This window comes from Natronoarchaeum philippinense (assembly GCF_900215575.1).
Lineage (GTDB): Archaea > Halobacteriota > Halobacteria > Halobacteriales > Natronoarchaeaceae > Natronoarchaeum > Natronoarchaeum philippinense.
On record NZ_OBEJ01000003.1, the window covers coordinates 204,985 to 220,055 of the forward strand.

General features: G+C 56.7%; 16 protein-coding genes. 12 read left to right on the plus strand and 4 right to left on the minus strand.

From position 1 onward, the window contains the following. Positions 1 to 40 precede the first annotated feature (40 nt). Positions 41 to 937, plus strand: coding sequence for a DNA-binding protein (locus CRO01_RS11810; RefSeq protein ID WP_097009658.1), 897 nt, complete (start codon positions 41 to 43; stop codon positions 935 to 937). 78 nt (positions 938 to 1,015) lie between these two features. Here the strand turns inward: CRO01_RS11810 and CRO01_RS11815 are convergent, their stop codons facing one another. Continuing rightward, positions 1,016 to 1,303 carry an amphi-Trp domain-containing protein gene (locus CRO01_RS11815; RefSeq protein ID WP_097009359.1) on the minus strand — a complete coding sequence of 96 codons (288 nt, stop codon included), beginning with the start codon at positions 1,301 to 1,303 and terminating at the stop codon, positions 1,016 to 1,018. Between the two features lie 169 nt (positions 1,304 to 1,472). Here CRO01_RS11815 and CRO01_RS11820 point away from each other — a divergent pair, with 169 nt between their 5' ends. Next, positions 1,473 to 3,170, plus strand: coding sequence for an ATP-binding protein (locus CRO01_RS11820; RefSeq protein WP_097009360.1), 1,698 nt, complete (start codon positions 1,473 to 1,475; stop codon positions 3,168 to 3,170). A 194-nt stretch (positions 3,171 to 3,364) separates the two neighbouring features. On the opposite strand, the gene CRO01_RS11825 is transcribed toward CRO01_RS11820, so the two are convergent. Continuing rightward, positions 3,365 to 3,640, minus strand: coding sequence for a hypothetical protein (locus CRO01_RS11825; protein ID WP_097009361.1), 276 nt, complete (start codon positions 3,638 to 3,640; stop codon positions 3,365 to 3,367). Between the two features lie 195 nt (positions 3,641 to 3,835). Between CRO01_RS11825 and CRO01_RS11830 the strand changes: the two genes are divergently transcribed. Further along, positions 3,836 to 4,456: a DUF6735 family protein gene (locus CRO01_RS11830; protein ID WP_097009659.1), complete on the plus strand. Its 621-nt coding sequence runs from the start codon at positions 3,836 to 3,838 to the stop codon at positions 4,454 to 4,456. A 109-nt stretch (positions 4,457 to 4,565) separates the two neighbouring features. Here CRO01_RS11830 and CRO01_RS11835 read toward each other — a convergent pair whose 3' ends face one another. Continuing rightward, complete coding sequence (locus CRO01_RS11835; protein WP_097009362.1) at positions 4,566 to 4,868, minus strand: hypothetical protein; 303 nt, start codon at positions 4,866 to 4,868, stop codon at positions 4,566 to 4,568. Between the two features lie 235 nt (positions 4,869 to 5,103). Beyond that, positions 5,104 to 6,486 (minus strand): Cdc6/Cdc18 family protein, encoded by a 1,383-nt coding sequence (locus tag CRO01_RS11840; protein WP_097009363.1) that lies wholly within the window; start codon positions 6,484 to 6,486, stop codon positions 5,104 to 5,106. A 577-nt stretch (positions 6,487 to 7,063) separates the two neighbouring features. Here CRO01_RS11840 and CRO01_RS11845 point away from each other — a divergent pair. From CRO01_RS11845 to CRO01_RS11885, 9 genes are all read left to right on the plus strand, one after another. Further along, on the plus strand, positions 7,064 to 8,155 hold the full coding sequence (locus CRO01_RS11845; protein ID WP_097009364.1) for a glycerol dehydrogenase: 1,092 nt from the start codon (positions 7,064 to 7,066) through the stop codon (positions 8,153 to 8,155). Positions 8,156 to 8,466: 311 nt separating this feature from the next. Then, positions 8,467 to 8,994 (plus strand): DUF7342 family protein, encoded by a 528-nt coding sequence (locus tag CRO01_RS11850; protein ID WP_097009365.1) that lies wholly within the window; start codon positions 8,467 to 8,469, stop codon positions 8,992 to 8,994. Then, a complete protein-coding gene (locus tag CRO01_RS17125; RefSeq protein WP_097009366.1) occupies positions 8,995 to 9,459 on the plus strand; it encodes a hypothetical protein in 465 nt (154 codons plus the stop codon). A 94-nt stretch (positions 9,460 to 9,553) separates the two neighbouring features. After that, the gene (locus CRO01_RS11860; RefSeq protein WP_097009660.1) at positions 9,554 to 10,474 is read left to right on the plus strand and encodes an ArdC-like ssDNA-binding domain-containing protein; all 921 of its coding nucleotides are present in this window, start codon (positions 9,554 to 9,556) and stop codon (positions 10,472 to 10,474) included. Positions 10,475 to 10,727: 253 nt separating this feature from the next. Further along, positions 10,728 to 10,931 carry a hypothetical protein gene (locus tag CRO01_RS11865; protein WP_097009661.1) on the plus strand — a complete coding sequence of 68 codons (204 nt, stop codon included), beginning with the start codon at positions 10,728 to 10,730 and terminating at the stop codon, positions 10,929 to 10,931. Between the two features lie 234 nt (positions 10,932 to 11,165). After that, positions 11,166 to 11,648 carry an SWIM zinc finger family protein gene (locus tag CRO01_RS11870; RefSeq protein ID WP_097009367.1) on the plus strand — a complete coding sequence of 161 codons (483 nt, stop codon included), beginning with the start codon at positions 11,166 to 11,168 and terminating at the stop codon, positions 11,646 to 11,648. A 128-nt stretch (positions 11,649 to 11,776) separates the two neighbouring features. Further along, positions 11,777 to 12,715: a transcription initiation factor IIB gene (locus CRO01_RS11875; protein WP_097009368.1), complete on the plus strand. Its 939-nt coding sequence runs from the start codon at positions 11,777 to 11,779 to the stop codon at positions 12,713 to 12,715. Positions 12,716 to 13,066: 351 nt separating this feature from the next. Continuing rightward, positions 13,067 to 13,378: a hypothetical protein gene (locus tag CRO01_RS11880; protein ID WP_143824955.1), complete on the plus strand. Its 312-nt coding sequence runs from the start codon at positions 13,067 to 13,069 to the stop codon at positions 13,376 to 13,378. After that, positions 13,368 to 15,071: a hypothetical protein gene (locus tag CRO01_RS11885; RefSeq protein WP_143824956.1), complete on the plus strand. Its 1,704-nt coding sequence runs from the start codon at positions 13,368 to 13,370 to the stop codon at positions 15,069 to 15,071. Before CRO01_RS11880 ends, CRO01_RS11885 begins: the two co-directional genes overlap by 11 nt.

Genomic DNA, 15,071 nt, shown 5'->3' on the forward strand with positions numbered 1-15,071 from the left:
AAAAGACGCTGTGTGGGCGCCTTCGGAGCTCAGGACTCCAATGAGTACTAACTACACTACGGTAGATGAAGCTTCGGTTGACGAACAGACGGACGAGTGCCAAACGACGGTAGACGAATGGGCGAGCGAAGTAGAGGATCAGTGGACCATTGAAGGGACGCCGGAGCTGCGAGCAAGCGTCGAGCAGGACATTCAAGCGAAAGTCGATTATGCGGATGATCAGGAAATCGAGGGGCGACTGTTCGGCCAAACGCTGGAAGCCCAAGAACGCCTGGAAGCGAGAGAGTGGGAGATTGAGCAGACACACGGACGGTGGGATCGAGGGCAAGATTCGAGGCGGGAAGAACAGGCGCACATTGTAGTCAGTGAAGGAAGCAAGCGACGACGGCGGGAATTTGAGCGGCGTGCGGCAAGCGTGGACCCCCGGTGTGATCCGGATGCTCCCGATCCCAGAGCGCAACTGAGCAGGGAGGAGTTGGCAATGGTGAACCAGCAGGCGAGGCGGGTAGAAGCGAAGCTCGATGGGTGGTCCAGAGCGGCGATCAGTCGGCGGTTGGCTGAGCGCGGCGTGGATGGCTGTAGTGTTCTGGGCGCGGTCGTGGGCGTGTTCGAGGAGCTAGAGCAAGCGGCCGGGACGGTGATTCCGATCGCGGCGGTTGAGGAGGTCGATAGAGGTGAGGTGTGTATCGCAGGCACAGTGACGAAACTGTGGGAACCAAGCCATCGCACCATTGCGCAAGTCGGGTTGCTCGAAGATGAGTCAGCGAGAATCAGATTCACAGTCTGGGAAAAGAGCGGACAACCAATCGTTCGGGAAGGTGAGACAGTCACGTTCAGAGGTGTGGCCAAGAGTTGGTACGAGGGCCGATGTTCGGTCGCGCTCACAGGGTGGAGTCGCGTCGGCTTCCCGGATCGGCGAGGACGGTCTCTCGAATAGGTCGGCCTGACTCTGTTGAGATCGTATTGGTTGGGTCTCTTCAGAGTGAAACAGCCACTATTTAGGATTGCGGAGTAACTACTCAATTTCTAACTGACCACTTTTGCTGCTCTCCTCACCGTCGTTCTCGTCCCATTCGAGTTCGAACTCGATACTGCGTTCAGTCATGTTGCCAGCCGGACCTTCGCGTTCAGCTTTGACCTCGAAGGTTGGCCGGGCAGGGGGATTCAGTGTTACAGACTCGGAGCCTGCTTTCAGGTTGATAGGGTCTCCGCTTTCGAGATTGTCCGCGACTTTCCGGAGGTACGATGCAATCTCCTCTCGACTCTGGTCGCTCTCTGATTTGAACAGGACTTCTTCAGGCATACAGGAGAACGTACACAGCCTGCACCGATAAATGCGCCCGCTATACTCACCAATCATCTCCAAATCTGTCACGGGTTGTGGGTTTCAACAGAGCCATATCTCTCAATGTAGATCGGTGGTGATCAACCAGAATACCTAACCGACAGCGTAATAATAGACAATAGTCACGATGGAGTTCATCTTTTTAGCCTACGTTGTTCTCTTTGCGGCCTCGGGCCTGGCGTGTCTCGGGAGTATTCCACGGGCACGCGCGATCCAGCACCCAGGCACACGAAAGGCGTTTGTGGCGTTTCTCGCGTCGGTTTCGCTTTGGTGTGGCGGATACCTCGGCTACTTGCTTGCGCCGACGAAAACGGGGAAAGCCGCGCTGTACATCACCGGGTTCATTTTCGCGTTCGTCGCCGTCGGCGCGTGGGTCTGGTTCTGTGCCGAATACACCGGCCGATCACTACAGAACACGCCATTCCGCTACCCAGCACTGGCCGTGTTTCTGTTCTTCATCGCGCTCAAAATCACGAACCCACTTCACAACCTCTACTTCACAACTCAGTGGACGACACAGCCCTTCCCTCATCTCGCAATCAACCACCAGATACTGTACTGGATCGTTCTCGGACTCTCGTACGCGGTTATCATGGTCGGATTCTTCATGCTCGCCGAACGCCTATACCATACCGGCACCGATAGCCGTCCTCTCGTCCTTCTCTTCGGTGTCACTGGTGTCCCAGCAATCGCTACGATCCTCAGCGAACTGTCCGGAACCCTACTTCCCCTGATGTACGAACCGCCGGGTGTCGCCATCTTTGCTGTCGGGACACTCTTCGTCTATTTCGACCGGTTCGAAGCGATTCGACTGACCACCGGGACGTCGAAACCAGCAATCTACCTCGACCAATCGAATCAGATTCGAGACTACAACCAAGCTGCAGCAATGATCTTCCCAGACCTCCCAAATGCCATCGGCGACTCGATTGCCGTCCTCAGCGATACACTTGCCGAACACATCTCCGAACCGGGAGTTGTGCCGGTTTCTGGGGATGGTGAGACGCAGTATTACGAGGTTGCTACGACACCGTTTCTCTCAGGGGAAGTACGGACTGGACAACTCGTGACAATCACGGATGTCACTGAGCGTGAGTCCTATCGGCAGGAACTCGAAGAGAAGACTGAGCAACTCGAAGCGCTGAATCGAGTCGTCAGACACGACATCCAAAACGATATGACGGTGGTACTCGGGTGGGCAGAATTACTGGAGGACCACGTGGATACGGAGGGAGAGGAGGCTCTCGAACGTGTGATTCAGAGTTCTGAGCAGGTCGTAGAGTTGACTGAGGCAGCGCGGACATTCGTCGAATCGCTTACCGACGAGTCTGTTGCGGATCTGAAACCGATCGATCTCCGCGCAGTAGTTGAATCGGAGGTGGGGACAGTCCGGGAACGGCATTCGAGCGCGCACTTCGAGATGGCTGGTGAGTTACCAGCTGACTCTGTTCAGGCGAATGAGATGCTGTCGTCGGTGTTCCGGAACCTTTTGGAGAACGCTGTCCGGCATAACGATAGCACAACCCCCCACGTCACGGTCAGTGGGGCAGAACACGGTGATACCGTGCAGGTACGAGTTGCAGATGATGGGCCGGGGGTGCCAGACAGTCAGAAAGACCAGATCTTCGGAAAAGGCGAGAAGGGAGTTGATAGTCCAGGCACAGGGATCGGCTTGTATCTCGTTCACACGCTACTGAAACAGTACGGGGGTGCGGTGTGGGTCGAAGACAACGACCCAACCGGCGCAGTGTTCGTCGTCGAACTTCCACTGGACGGTGACACAGCGTCAGGGATGGCACAAACTCAAATCGAGACCAGCCCATAGTAACAGCATACCAAATTTTATCATATTTGGCTCTGTTGAAATCCTATCGTTCCAACAGTTGTCTCGCTGAAATAGCCGTTAGGTAGGTGTGCGCATTGAACACTAGTATTTTCATCGTGACAAAGGATGACCGGTGAGTTCCGACGAACAGGTAGCACACCCCTTGCCGGCGACTGGCCATCCAGGTCGTATTGCTAAATTATGAAGTACATCAGGAGGTACAGCAAAGCAAGAAAGACGCCGAAGATGAGGGCGGTCTTGAGGGTCGATCCCGACGAATCGCCCTCCCTGTACATTCCGGCTCCGTCGTTAGTATATCCCAGAGAATCGAGGACCGCCTCGTTAGAATCACCAGCCTCTTCGTCCATACCTTGCACCACACGTTGACTACCCGCGTTCGCGCTGAAGGCCCCCAACCCTACTTCACCGCCGTCTCCATCGCCGCCTCCATCGCCTCCATCTCCGGCCATGTTTCATTACAAATTTCCTACACGTATAATGTTTCTCCATAATTCGAGCTGAATCCACCGTTGTCGTCCATTTCCCTTCTATACTCACCAATCAAGGACAGGATGAAATAGTAGTTGAGCACCTCAGCAGCGCCTGCAGCCTCTTTGTTGCGCCCCTCACGAGTGCGGGGCGCAGTGCCTTGCAGGAAACACAGAATGGGACATAGAGCACTCATTGCATACGAACGGTGCGATGAATTGTACAATCTGCATTACTCTCACTGGGGCGCACTCAACCTCCAGTTGAAACACGATGTCGATGACGAGACGCCCTTTGGGGGAACTGAGGCTCACACCGAGTGGGCAGCCGAGATCTTCGAGCAAAGCTGTGAGCAGGATGCCCTCGATACCCTTCTACAAGGAGAGGAGCGACCTCGAACGACGGTCGATCCAGACCCAGAAGCGACCGGCCTCACCAAAGAAGAGATCATCGCCCAGCATCTCGATTTCGAGTATCACGAGGCGTTCTACGTCGTGACGACCGAGTTTGACATCACAGCGTACCGGACGCTCTGGTTTGGGCTCCAGAACGTCTGTAAGGGTGTCAGCGATGGCCCGAAGTTCGGAAATGGGGCACTCCAGACGGTACGCTGGTACGACGGCGAGCCCGTCGGGGATGGCCCGCTCCGTGGACGTTTCGAGGCGCTCAAAGATGTCGTGGGCGATCTGATCGACGACGACGTTCTCACACACGAGGTGGCGACCGAGTACATGATTGAGAAGCTCACCGCGTGGTGTGGCGAAGAACAGGAGTTGATCGTGAGGACGTCCAGTTAGCGCTCCTGCATTCTATATGCGCCTGCAGGGGTGCCTTTGGGCAGTGGATCGCTGGTCCGCAGCGGCATATACTGCCCCGGGGCATTCGCAGGAAGATCGTATCCGTTTTTCATAGATCGGCGAGCTCGTCGACGAAGCCTTCATCAAGCTGCTGTTTCAATACCCGGAGGTTGGCGGCCTCTTCGGCACCGACGAGCCCTTTGAGCTGCTCGTAGGTGATTTCGTCGTCGTAATAGGCAGCCGCTATTTCTTGCGTGAGTGCGTCGTCGTGTGCGGCATCCTGTAGATACTCCCGAAGTGCCGTCACGAGGACGTCCGTTCGATCCTCTCCGAGGACATCGGCGAGTGCATCGGCCCGGTCAATGAGCCGATCTGGGGCTCGGAACTGGACGCGTTTCTTATCGGCGCTCATCATGTGTACATTGTGAGCCAGCGTACGTAGCCGTTTTCGTGTGTACAATGTGAGCTATTACGAGTAGGGTGGACTAGACTCCTGTTGGCCCAATTCAGGCGATTTCTCATGCCATTTTTGAGTGCCCCTTGCGGGCGCGGGGCACTACTCCTTGATTCTCATCTACCCCCGCCCCTGATTCAGAGTGAGCTCCCCCTATAGTGTGGGCAGTTCGATATCGTTCCGTCGACCTACATCAGATTTCGTAGTTTCCATTGTGAAGCTTCAAAAGGCGATCATCGCTTTCAACAACAGCTTTCATAATAACATCTGTGTCCTTGATCAACTGATGTTCCAAGTAGACTCCCTGCTTGTGCCCTCCACCGACCTGTTGTGATTCAGAGATTCCTAATAGTGCAAGGGTGCTGAGAATCTGGCCCACCCTATCATATGAGAGAACGTCCGCACCGACATCACCACAAGTCGTCTCATAGTGTGAATAGATCTCAGAGGTGCGAAAGCGCCGATCATTCGAGCTGGTCAAGCGACCGAATGTGTAGAGAACAAGCTTCGACTGCGGAGAGGTGCTCTCGATAGTCTCTTTGACGCGGTTAACCTCTGCACGCTTTACTGCTTTATCAACGTGTTCTGGTCTAACGGCCCCTGCTTCGGCATCATCAGCAATGTCACCAGCAATCCGTAGGACATCAACAGCCTTTCTTGCGTCACCATGTTCATCCGCTGACCGATCAGCAGTCTCAGGAATAACGTCTTTCTGTACGACGCCGTTTTGGAATGCATCCCGTCTGTACTCTAGAATTTGCTCGATCTGACCACTTTGATAGGGCTCAAACACAAAGTCTGTCGTCCGCATCGAACTTTGCACGCGAGCATTGAGCTTTTGCCCGAAATCGATGTCATTGCTGATCGCAATGATTCCAATATACGCATCTGTGTGACCTGCTTCTCGAGCCCGCGAGAGTTCATGTAAGAGCCCCTCTGCGTTATCGACCATATCAATTTCATCGAGAATGACAATGATCCCATCGTAGTGGTCTTCGATGATGTCATAGGCGTAATCGTAGTACTCTGCAGAGCCCAACCCAATGCGAGGAATGTCTATGTCAGAATTCGATTTGTTACTGAGGGTGCGAGCAATTGTTCGGGCGACTCGCGTCTCAGTATTATTCTTCTTGCACTCGACATACACACTCGTAGCGGGAACGTTACGTGCCGTAGCAGTATCAACAAGACGCTGAGAGACGTGACGGCTAACCAGCGATTTTCCAGTTCCAGTCTCGCCATAGATGACGACATGGTTAGGTTGTGATCCGTGAACCAGGTGTCGGATTTCTCCAGCAACCGATTTGATCTCTGCGTCACGACCGACGATGCGATCTGGGCTGGGAACAGTCCCAATTGAGAGCAGATCTCTATCTGCCCAGATCTGGCTTGTAGAACCGTCTTCATCACCTTCACGAATGAACAAGGGATCGTTTGCTGGATCGTTTGGGTCTTGTTGAACCCCTTCTGCCGTTGCTGAATTACCGCGAACGTCACCATTTTTCGTATTTGCTTCTGGAGAATTTAAGTGGTGACCCCTGCAATTGCCTCCTTCACTTTCCCCGCTGTCAGTCATGAACCCATCAAGGTGAAGGTGCTATTTAGGTGTTCTCAAACCCTGTTCTGAATGAGTATATGAATTAAATCTAGTTATTGAGCCGTATTACGGCTGTCTAGTAGGTAGATTTAGAACCTAGCTCTAAATGAAACTGGCTTTGAGGATCGTCCTGTCATGATCACACCCCTCGTTCGGAATGAGATCTGGGAGCAGGTGCAATAGCCACCAGTAGCCAAAATGAGCGCCTGCTCTCGATTAACACCGCAAAAAACTCTTGATGACCATGTGACAAGATCTGGTATTGTTGTAGTTCGCTGATTCAGGATGGGCGGCTCTTAATCGATTTTCCGACTCACTAAGCGTTTGTGCGGCGAAGAGTTGGCCGGACACACCCCTGATTCAGAATGAGATTTCTTTTGGAGTTGCTCTCTAGAGGGTGCTCTGCTTTCATTCACGAACCCCCCGCGTGGTAACCCCCTCCCCAAGTAGCTACCACACCCCCACGTCAATCCAGTGACGGTATGACCACCAGCCATTCAGCACGCTCGCAAGAGCCGGGCCAAACTACATTATCCGGACCGTGGTTCGTTCAACCATGGCAAAGATATTCGCATCTCCCGCGAACTACACACAGGGCCGTGACATCGCTGCGGAGATCGGAACACACGCCGAGGATCTCGGAAATAGCGCCGTCCTCCTCGCGGATGACATTGTGCTGGACATCGTGGGGGATCCCGTCACGGAGAGCCTCGACGACCACGGGTTCGCCACCGAGACAGTGGAGTTCAATGGCGAGTGCTCGGAACAGGAGATCGACCGCGTCGCTGACCGGACGAGTGAGTCTGGGAGTGACGTTATCGTCGGCGCCGGTGGGGGCAAGGCGCTCGATGCGGCCAAGGCAGTCGCAGAACAGCTCGACATCGCAATGGTCTCGATGCCGACTATCGCATCGACGGACGCCCCCACGAGTTCGCTCTCGGTGATCTACACCGAACACGGCGAGTTCGAGGAGTACTGGTTCCACTCGAAGAACCCGGAACTCGTTCTCGTCGATACGGCAATCATCGCGGCGGCGCCGACTCGGACGTTTCGGTCGGGGATCGCCGACGCACTTGCAACGTGGTTCGAAGCCGACGCGACCTACCGCTCGCACGGCGAGAACATCCTCGGTGGGACCTCAACGCGGGCCGGGAACGCCCTTGCCGAACTCTGCTATGAAACGTTGCGTAGGCACGGCGTCTCGGCCGTCCACGCCGTCGAGAACGACGCCGTAACCGAAAGCGTCGAAGCCGTGACCGAGGCGAACACGCTCCTCAGCGGGCTCGGATTCGAGAGCGGCGGGCTTGCAGCAGCCCACTCGATCCACAATGGGCTCACGCAACTCGAGGCAACCCACGATGCGGCTCATGGAGAGAAGGTCAACATTGGTACACTCTCCCAACTCGTCCTTGAGGGCAAAGACGACGAGTTCGTCGACGAGATCATCGAGTTCTCACTCGACATTGGGCTGCCAGTCTCGCTTGCGGACATCGGTCTCGACGATCCCACGGAAGACCAACTCGAGACGGTTGCCGAGGCGGCTTGCGTCGAAGAGGAGACAATCCACAACGAGCCGTTCCCGGTCGAACCCGCGATGGTCAGGGACGCGCTGGTGACAGTGGACAAGCTCGGTAAACGCCACAAGTAGTGCATCCACCCACCGAGGCGGAATCACCTGTCAGTCGGTTCGGTCTATCGTCCGTATTGTCTGTCACAGAGAATTTCAACCCCCTTTCTCAGACCTTTTGACAGAAGCATACAATTCGAAATGCCTGACTCGGGGGGTTCTCTCCAAGTTCCCAAGAGATGGAATACTACTTCCATTCCGACGGACATTGTGTGGGATCTCATTCCGAATGAGGGGTGTGTGTTCCCCCATCATCCCATAGCAACCGACACGCAATCGCAGATATCTGAGCGATCCAAAGATATATTGAAGCAAGCGACCTACAGGCAGGTATGACCGATTTCGATCCGACCCCTGAATCCGACGCCGCCCAGCAACGGTGGCAGGCGGGAACAGACACGTTTGGCCGTGTCTATGATGTAGTCCTCGGGATCACGTCTCCGACTGCGTATACCGATATCGCTGAACGTGCAGATTGCTCCCCGAACGCCGCAAAAAAGCATCTCAATCGCTTGGCAGAGATGGGTATCGCCCACGCTGATACAGAGAGTCGCCCGTCGACCTACGAACGAAACGAGGGCTATCTCGAATGGCAAGACGCCAGCCGGATCGCAACCGAACTCTCTCTCGAAGAGATACTCGAGCGTGTCGAGAAACTTGAACAGCGCCGCAACGAATACGAAGCACAGTTTGGAACGACAGATCCAACAGCAGCTTCCGTGTTTGAATCCGGCGATCACGACACCATCCACGAGCGGATGACTGCAGTCAGCGAGTGGCAGGGCGTGATTCGAGACATTCGACTCTATGAACTGGCCCGACAGCTCTCCCAGAACGACGGCCATCTGATTCCCGCATAGATGGGACAGCCACCAGAAAATTCAGGCTCCAAATCGGCAGGACCGCCGGATCGACAGACGCTACGTCTCATTGAGCGACACCTCGAATCGGATCCCCTCGTCGCCGAGACTGTGTTCGATCCGGATTCGTACGAACCGCGACTCCTGCACGTACGCCTCGATACTGGGCGATATCCGGAAGCGGTGACGGCTGCGCGAATCGATATTCGGTGGTTCATGACCGGTGACTTCTCGATTCACTACGTCGAAGACCGAGGGCAGGGGCAACAGTGGGAATGTCGCTGGGATCGTCACCCAAACACTCACAACTCGCGGTTGCACTTTCACGAACCGCCGACTGCAACCGAAATTACTGACCTCGATCTTTCGTCGGTCCACCCACTAGACGTATACTCGACGGTACTCACTGCGATCGAACAGCGCCTTGAGAATCTGTGGGCTACGAGGAACCAATCTACTGAGTGACTACCTCCACGTTTAGCCGGCGGCAGTCAACATGGCATTTTTGAGTGCCCCTTTCGGGCGCGGGGCACTATTCATAGTGCTCTGTGTCCAACCGATGACGACAGAGACTCAACTGGTGTCGTTCGACGAGAGCGCGACCAGACGCGAGGAGATGCACAGCACGATCGAAGCCTGGCTCGACGACCTCCAGTCCTTGGTCGACGAGGCAACAGCCAGCCGGGAGTTCCAAGAATGGCTCGACGTCCAGAGTCGGTTCCACGACTATTCTCATCGGAATACGCTCCTGATCAAGCAACAGTGTCCGGACGCGACGCGCGTCGCTGGATATCGAACGTGGCAGAGTGAGTTCGATCGCCACGTCACGGAGGGCGAGCAGGCCATCTGGATCTGGGCGCCGATCATCGCCAAGCAATGCCCGAACTGTGGGAACTCGTCCTCGTATCACAAGCAAAGCGACTGTGAGTATGACGAGACGCCACCAGCAGAGTGGTCGAAAGGGTTCGTCGGCTTCCGCCCAGCTCCAGTCTTCGATGTCTCCCAGACTGAGGGCGAGGAACTACCCGAACTCGACACCGCTGCAGAAGGCGATGCAGATGCTCTCTTTCCCGCACTCCGTGAAGCGGCGTCGGAGATCGATGTTTCGGTCAGCGTCGTCGGTCCCGATAACTGGGCCTACGGCGAGGCGACGGGTATCTGTCGACAGGCGCCGGGCGACGATCAGCCGACGATCGAACTACTCGATCAGGACGATCCAGCCGCACTTGCAGGTGTGCTCATCCACGAGTATGCTCACGCACTGCTTCACATCGGCGTCGACGATCAGGCTGAACAATCGAAGCGAGAAGTCGAGGCTGAAGACGTGGCGTATCTTGTCGGACGCCATTTCGGGCTTGACACAAGTGGCTCGGCCTTTTACCTCGCGGCGTGGAACGACGACGAGACGGACACACTGCTGGAGCGTCTCGGTCGGATCTCGCGAACTGCAACGGAGATTGTCGACACAGCCGTGTACTGAGTATAGTTGGTGAGAAGACGAACTAGCGAGGACTGTACTGATGTCGTTTTCTCGATATCGTGGCGTCCGAATGACCTCCAACTCGATGTCTGCTAAGTCGTCTCTATACTGAGACCGATCTAAAGAAATCCCAATTTCTGAAATCATGATTTCCAAAATCACGCCCATCGTCGACTGTGTGTTTCTCAACACGCTCTTTTTTAGGCGCCTGCACGGGTGCAGGCGCTCAGTAGAGAGCCTGTGTGAGAAGTCCGTGAATACGACGACTAACGAGCAGTTGACCGATGCACAGCAAGCGCTCGAATGGTGGCTCTGTAGCCACGCCGAAGCGGGTATTCCAGAACTCGCCCTGATCGAAGTCCTGCGAACATACGCGGATACGATCGAGTACGTCGGCTACGTGCCGCGGTCGTGGGGACCGACCAACCAGCCCGGCCAACTCCGGAGACGAGAGTGAGAACGATGTCGATGCCATCGTTGCGAGCCCTCGTGTCGAGAATCTACTGTACAGACACCCACGTCTATGAGTGTCGACAGTGCGGAATGACCGTTCCTGACGAAGACGCCACGTGTCCGTACTGTGGTCAGACAGAGGTTCTCGTCTACGAGATTCCCTGACTGATTCACTCCCCCTTCGATCGATTCTCGATCTTCTGCTGGCGGCTACCGATCCTGAGAAGATAACAGACGCATGAATTCACCATTCGCACACCTAGAGACGACAAGTAGAGTCATCAAACGCGCCCAGTACGAGGCCTTCGAGTTCACGATCGGCGTCGACGGCGTCGTCGTGAGAAACGCCAGCCACGCAAACCCGGACGAACACGAGTACGTCGTCACCGTCGAGGACGGGCTGCCAACCGAGTGTAATTGCCCGGCCGATGCGAACTACGACGGAGCGTGCAAACACCGCGTTGCCGTTGCGATCAGACGGCCGATTCTCGACGCAGCCGTCGACCGACAAGTTGCTGCTGACGGAGGAACCCCCATTTCGACAGCAGACGACTCTGACGACACTATCAACGCACCGGAGACGCCGTCGACGAAGGAATTAGACGACTCGACAGTAGCCGATGATGTCGAGGATGCCGAGCCGGACGCCTGTGACTGCGATGAGCTTCCAGATGGATTTCCTTGTTGGGAGTGTGTCCGAACTGGTCGACGAGTCCTGTAATCGTACTTCAAAGTATGATACTCTAGAGTATCATCTGGAACCAGATTCTGACCCTCAGCTATGCCAATTGTATCGCCCCCTGACGGGTGCGGGGCGTTCTGAAGAATGTCCTGCGAGGAGTGAATACAATGTCGCTGAGAGATATCTACGAAACTGGCTTCGACGAAGACGATGGAAAGAGCATCAACCAGACGTGCTGTATCGAATGCGGTGGCTCCCTCCAGACAGAGGGTGGCGAAACGGCGTGTACCGAGTGCGGACTGGTGCTGTCGGACTGTCGCATCGACTACGGCGCGACGCCGCTATCGTTCGAGGATGAGGAATCCAACCGGAAACAGACAGGCGCGCCCATCACGCCGGCGAGACACGATCGCGGGATTTCGAGTGAGATCGGGCGGTACAGAGATGCGAACGGAACCGTGCTCTCTTCGGCGAAACGCCGACAGGTACGTCGATTCCGCAGAGAACACAACCGGGCGCGCTGGTCGAGCAAGAAAGAACGAAACCTCGCTACTGCCTGTCTCGAAATCGCGCGACTGACGAGTGCGCTCGAGTTGCCACACTCCGTTCGGGAACGAGCGAGCACGTACTACAGATCAGCCAGTTCCGACGACCTGATTCAGGGTCGGTCGATCGAAGCGATGGTCGCCGCCTGCGTGTACGCTGCGTGTCGCTGTGGCGGCTACACACGACAGATCGACGAGGTCGCGGCCGTTGCACACTGTGACCAACAGGCGCTGACAAACTGCTACGGACTGTTGAACAAAGAACTCGGCCTGAAAGCACTCGTGCCGACGCCGAAGACGCTCCTTCCACGACTCCTCGCGGCGTTCGATATCCCGGAGACAGTACAGTACCGAGCAACCGAACTCGCAGACGTTGCTACCGAAGCTGGCACCGCAAACGGCTGTCGTCCCGCTGGCGTCGCCGCGGCGTGTCTGTACCTCGCAAGTACAGAGGCCGAGTGTGCACTTCGCCAGACCGATATCGCGTCCGTTGCAGGCACGAGCCCAGTCACGCTCCGCAAGCGATACACGGAGTTGCGTGAGGAAACGGCCGATCGGTGATCGGCGACGACAGCTGACGAACACAGGTATGATGCTTCGATCACGAGTGTAAACAGAAATTTCCCAAATAGTTTAGAAAACATGCTGATTTCTACTATTCACAGATGGTTTGTAGGATATTAACGCTTATTTGCGACTACTCAAAGATATGGCTACGAGCGCTCTCGTATAATTCGATCTGTGGTGTCGTCGTGATGCCGTATCGGGTTTTTGCGGCTCGCTCTCGTTCGCATGTCTGCTACGACCGCCCCCAACACCAAGTCGCATCGATCGGGTACTGACGATGAACAGGACACATCCCGTTCTCGACGTACTCTGAACAGCCGCTCGCTCTTCGGCGCTGGACTCCTCTTGAGTCTCGTCGCTGTCGATCCTGCTCTCGCCCAGACCAGCGGCGAGGCCTTTTGTGAGACGGACATGGCGCTGACGATCAAGAACATCTTCTCGATCATCCAGTTCGGCGGCCCGCTGATCGGAGCCGTCGTTGCCCTCGGCACCACGGTGACGATGACGACCGTGCGTCGCGCCGACCTCAAAAAGGAGATGAAAGAGGCACGCAATCAGGCGGTCCTCTGGGGCATCATCGTCGCCCCGCTCGGGACTGCGATCGTGCAGTTCATCCTCAACAACGTCGTCGTCGGCGCGACGAGCTGTGGGTTCTGAGCGGATGGCCCGCGCCGTTCGAGTCTGTGTCGCCCTTGGACTTCTCGCGGCTGTCGGTAGCGTGCCGCTCGTCAGCGGCGATCCTCCATCGGATCCCGCCCACGGCGTCAACGAGACAACCTTCCCGTTGCTCTGGTCGGGTGACGCCGATGGTGAGGCTGCCGTGACGACCGGTGAGAACGCGACGAGTGCGTATGAGGAACTGGCGGCGTACACGGACGTGCCATTTGCCGAGCCTCCCGATGACGTCACACGATGGAATCGCGGCGAGCATGCTGCGTTCCCGGAGACCTCCCACAATACGTCGATTCATCCCCCGACAGCGGAGTTGGCACACGGCGCATTCCTGAAAGACGCCTACGTCGATGTCTTCGCCATCTCTCCGTCGACTCGTGCGAGACTCGCTCCCGACGAGCGGCCGCTGTACGTCGCTCCTGACGGGCGCGTGCTCGCCACGATCGACTACCGCGTGGCGACGCCGTCGACGCGTCTCGATAACGAGACGAGAACGACGTGGACGGTGAGCGATCACCATATCGACGACACGCGCTTGCTCGTCGATGACACGCTCGAAACCTCACGTGCAGGCAGTCACACGCCGACACTCGGCTACGATTCCCTCGACGAGTACGACGGGACGACCCACACGCTGCGCGTCGAGGCGGACATCTCCGTGACGCTCAGGCGCGAAACCGAGACGTGTACTGACGGCGAGACTGCGAGCACGTGTGAACTCGAACAGTCCACTGTCGAGTTTCCGGTCGAACAGTTGACGGTCAGTCACACCGTCGATGTCTCGGTCCAAGAACTCACGATCTCGGGCGTTCGTACGCGCTATCCGAACGGTGACCTCGGCATCGCCACGTTTACGAGTGATCCGTGGCGCGGGTTCACGATTGGTGAGAGCACCGTTACGGGCGTCTGGCAGTTCTACTCGGCCCGTGACGAGTCATGGGAGTCGCTGGTGTGGAGCACTGGCGATGGCGACGAGATTCAGCACTCGCCAGTGCATCCACTCCACGTCGCTGCGTTCCCCAGTGCAACGGGCCCGAGCGCGACACCACGGGCGACGAGCACGCTGCTGGATACCTACGGCATCGAGCGCAACCCGCCCGAGCTTCCACCTGACGTGGCGCTCGATGTCGTTGCACGACCCTATACGGCGAGCTACGGCATCGTCACGCGGATTGACGCCTCCGATAGCACGCCAGACGTGCTCACGAGTGCGGGCTTGGTCAGTGGCGTCGAGACCGACAATCCAGTCGACTCGGTCTACGAAGTCCCGACCAACGAAAGCACGCTCTCGCTTGCCGTCGAGAACGCGACCGACGAACAGGTCACAGTCACCGTTACCCTCGAAGACGCCGAGACAGGCGTGCCGATCAACACGACTGGCGAACTCGATTCGGTCGTCATCAACGGCCAGCCCGTCAACACCGACGACGAGGGGACCGCGACGCTCACCATGCCACGAACGGCGGGCGGAATCACGGCTCGCTACGAACCGGGCCCGTGGTGGCGAACGTCCCACGCCTACGTCGGCGACACGGACACCGTCTACGTCGACGGCGGTGCGATCGCATTGCTCCAGACGCTGTACCGGATGGCGATCCCGATCGTCTCGATCCTCTTTGCGGTCTACCTGCTCGAACGAACGACTGGCTGGCGAATCCTACGCTCTCGGAGGCCCTGA

Bases quoted from the DNA above. Each gene is read 5' to 3' on its own strand.
- CRO01_RS11810 (WP_097009658.1), top strand. From the start codon at position 41: ATGAGTACTAACTACACTACGGTAGATGAAGCTTCGGTTGACGAACAG.
- CRO01_RS11845 (WP_097009364.1), top strand. From the start codon at position 7,064: ATGGCAAAGATATTCGCATCTCCCGCGAACTACACACAGGGCCGTGAC.
- CRO01_RS11835 (WP_097009362.1), bottom strand. From the start codon at position 4,868: ATGAGCGCCGATAAGAAACGCGTCCAGTTCCGAGCCCCAGATCGGCTC.
- CRO01_RS11860 (WP_097009660.1), top strand. From the start codon at position 9,554: ATGACGACAGAGACTCAACTGGTGTCGTTCGACGAGAGCGCGACCAGA.
- CRO01_RS11820 (WP_097009360.1), top strand. From the start codon at position 1,473: ATGGAGTTCATCTTTTTAGCCTACGTTGTTCTCTTTGCGGCCTCGGGC.
- CRO01_RS11875 (WP_097009368.1), top strand. From the start codon at position 11,777: ATGTCGCTGAGAGATATCTACGAAACTGGCTTCGACGAAGACGATGGA.
- CRO01_RS11830 (WP_097009659.1), top strand. From the start codon at position 3,836: ATGGGACATAGAGCACTCATTGCATACGAACGGTGCGATGAATTGTAC.
- CRO01_RS11815 (WP_097009359.1), bottom strand. From the start codon at position 1,303: ATGCCTGAAGAAGTCCTGTTCAAATCAGAGAGCGACCAGAGTCGAGAG.
- CRO01_RS17125 (WP_097009366.1), top strand. From the start codon at position 8,995: ATGGGACAGCCACCAGAAAATTCAGGCTCCAAATCGGCAGGACCGCCG.
- CRO01_RS11870 (WP_097009367.1), top strand. From the start codon at position 11,166: ATGAATTCACCATTCGCACACCTAGAGACGACAAGTAGAGTCATCAAA.
- CRO01_RS11825 (WP_097009361.1), bottom strand. From the start codon at position 3,640: ATGGCCGGAGATGGAGGCGATGGAGGCGGCGATGGAGACGGCGGTGAA.
- CRO01_RS11840 (WP_097009363.1), bottom strand. From the start codon at position 6,486: ATGACTGACAGCGGGGAAAGTGAAGGAGGCAATTGCAGGGGTCACCAC.
- CRO01_RS11850 (WP_097009365.1), top strand. From the start codon at position 8,467: ATGACCGATTTCGATCCGACCCCTGAATCCGACGCCGCCCAGCAACGG.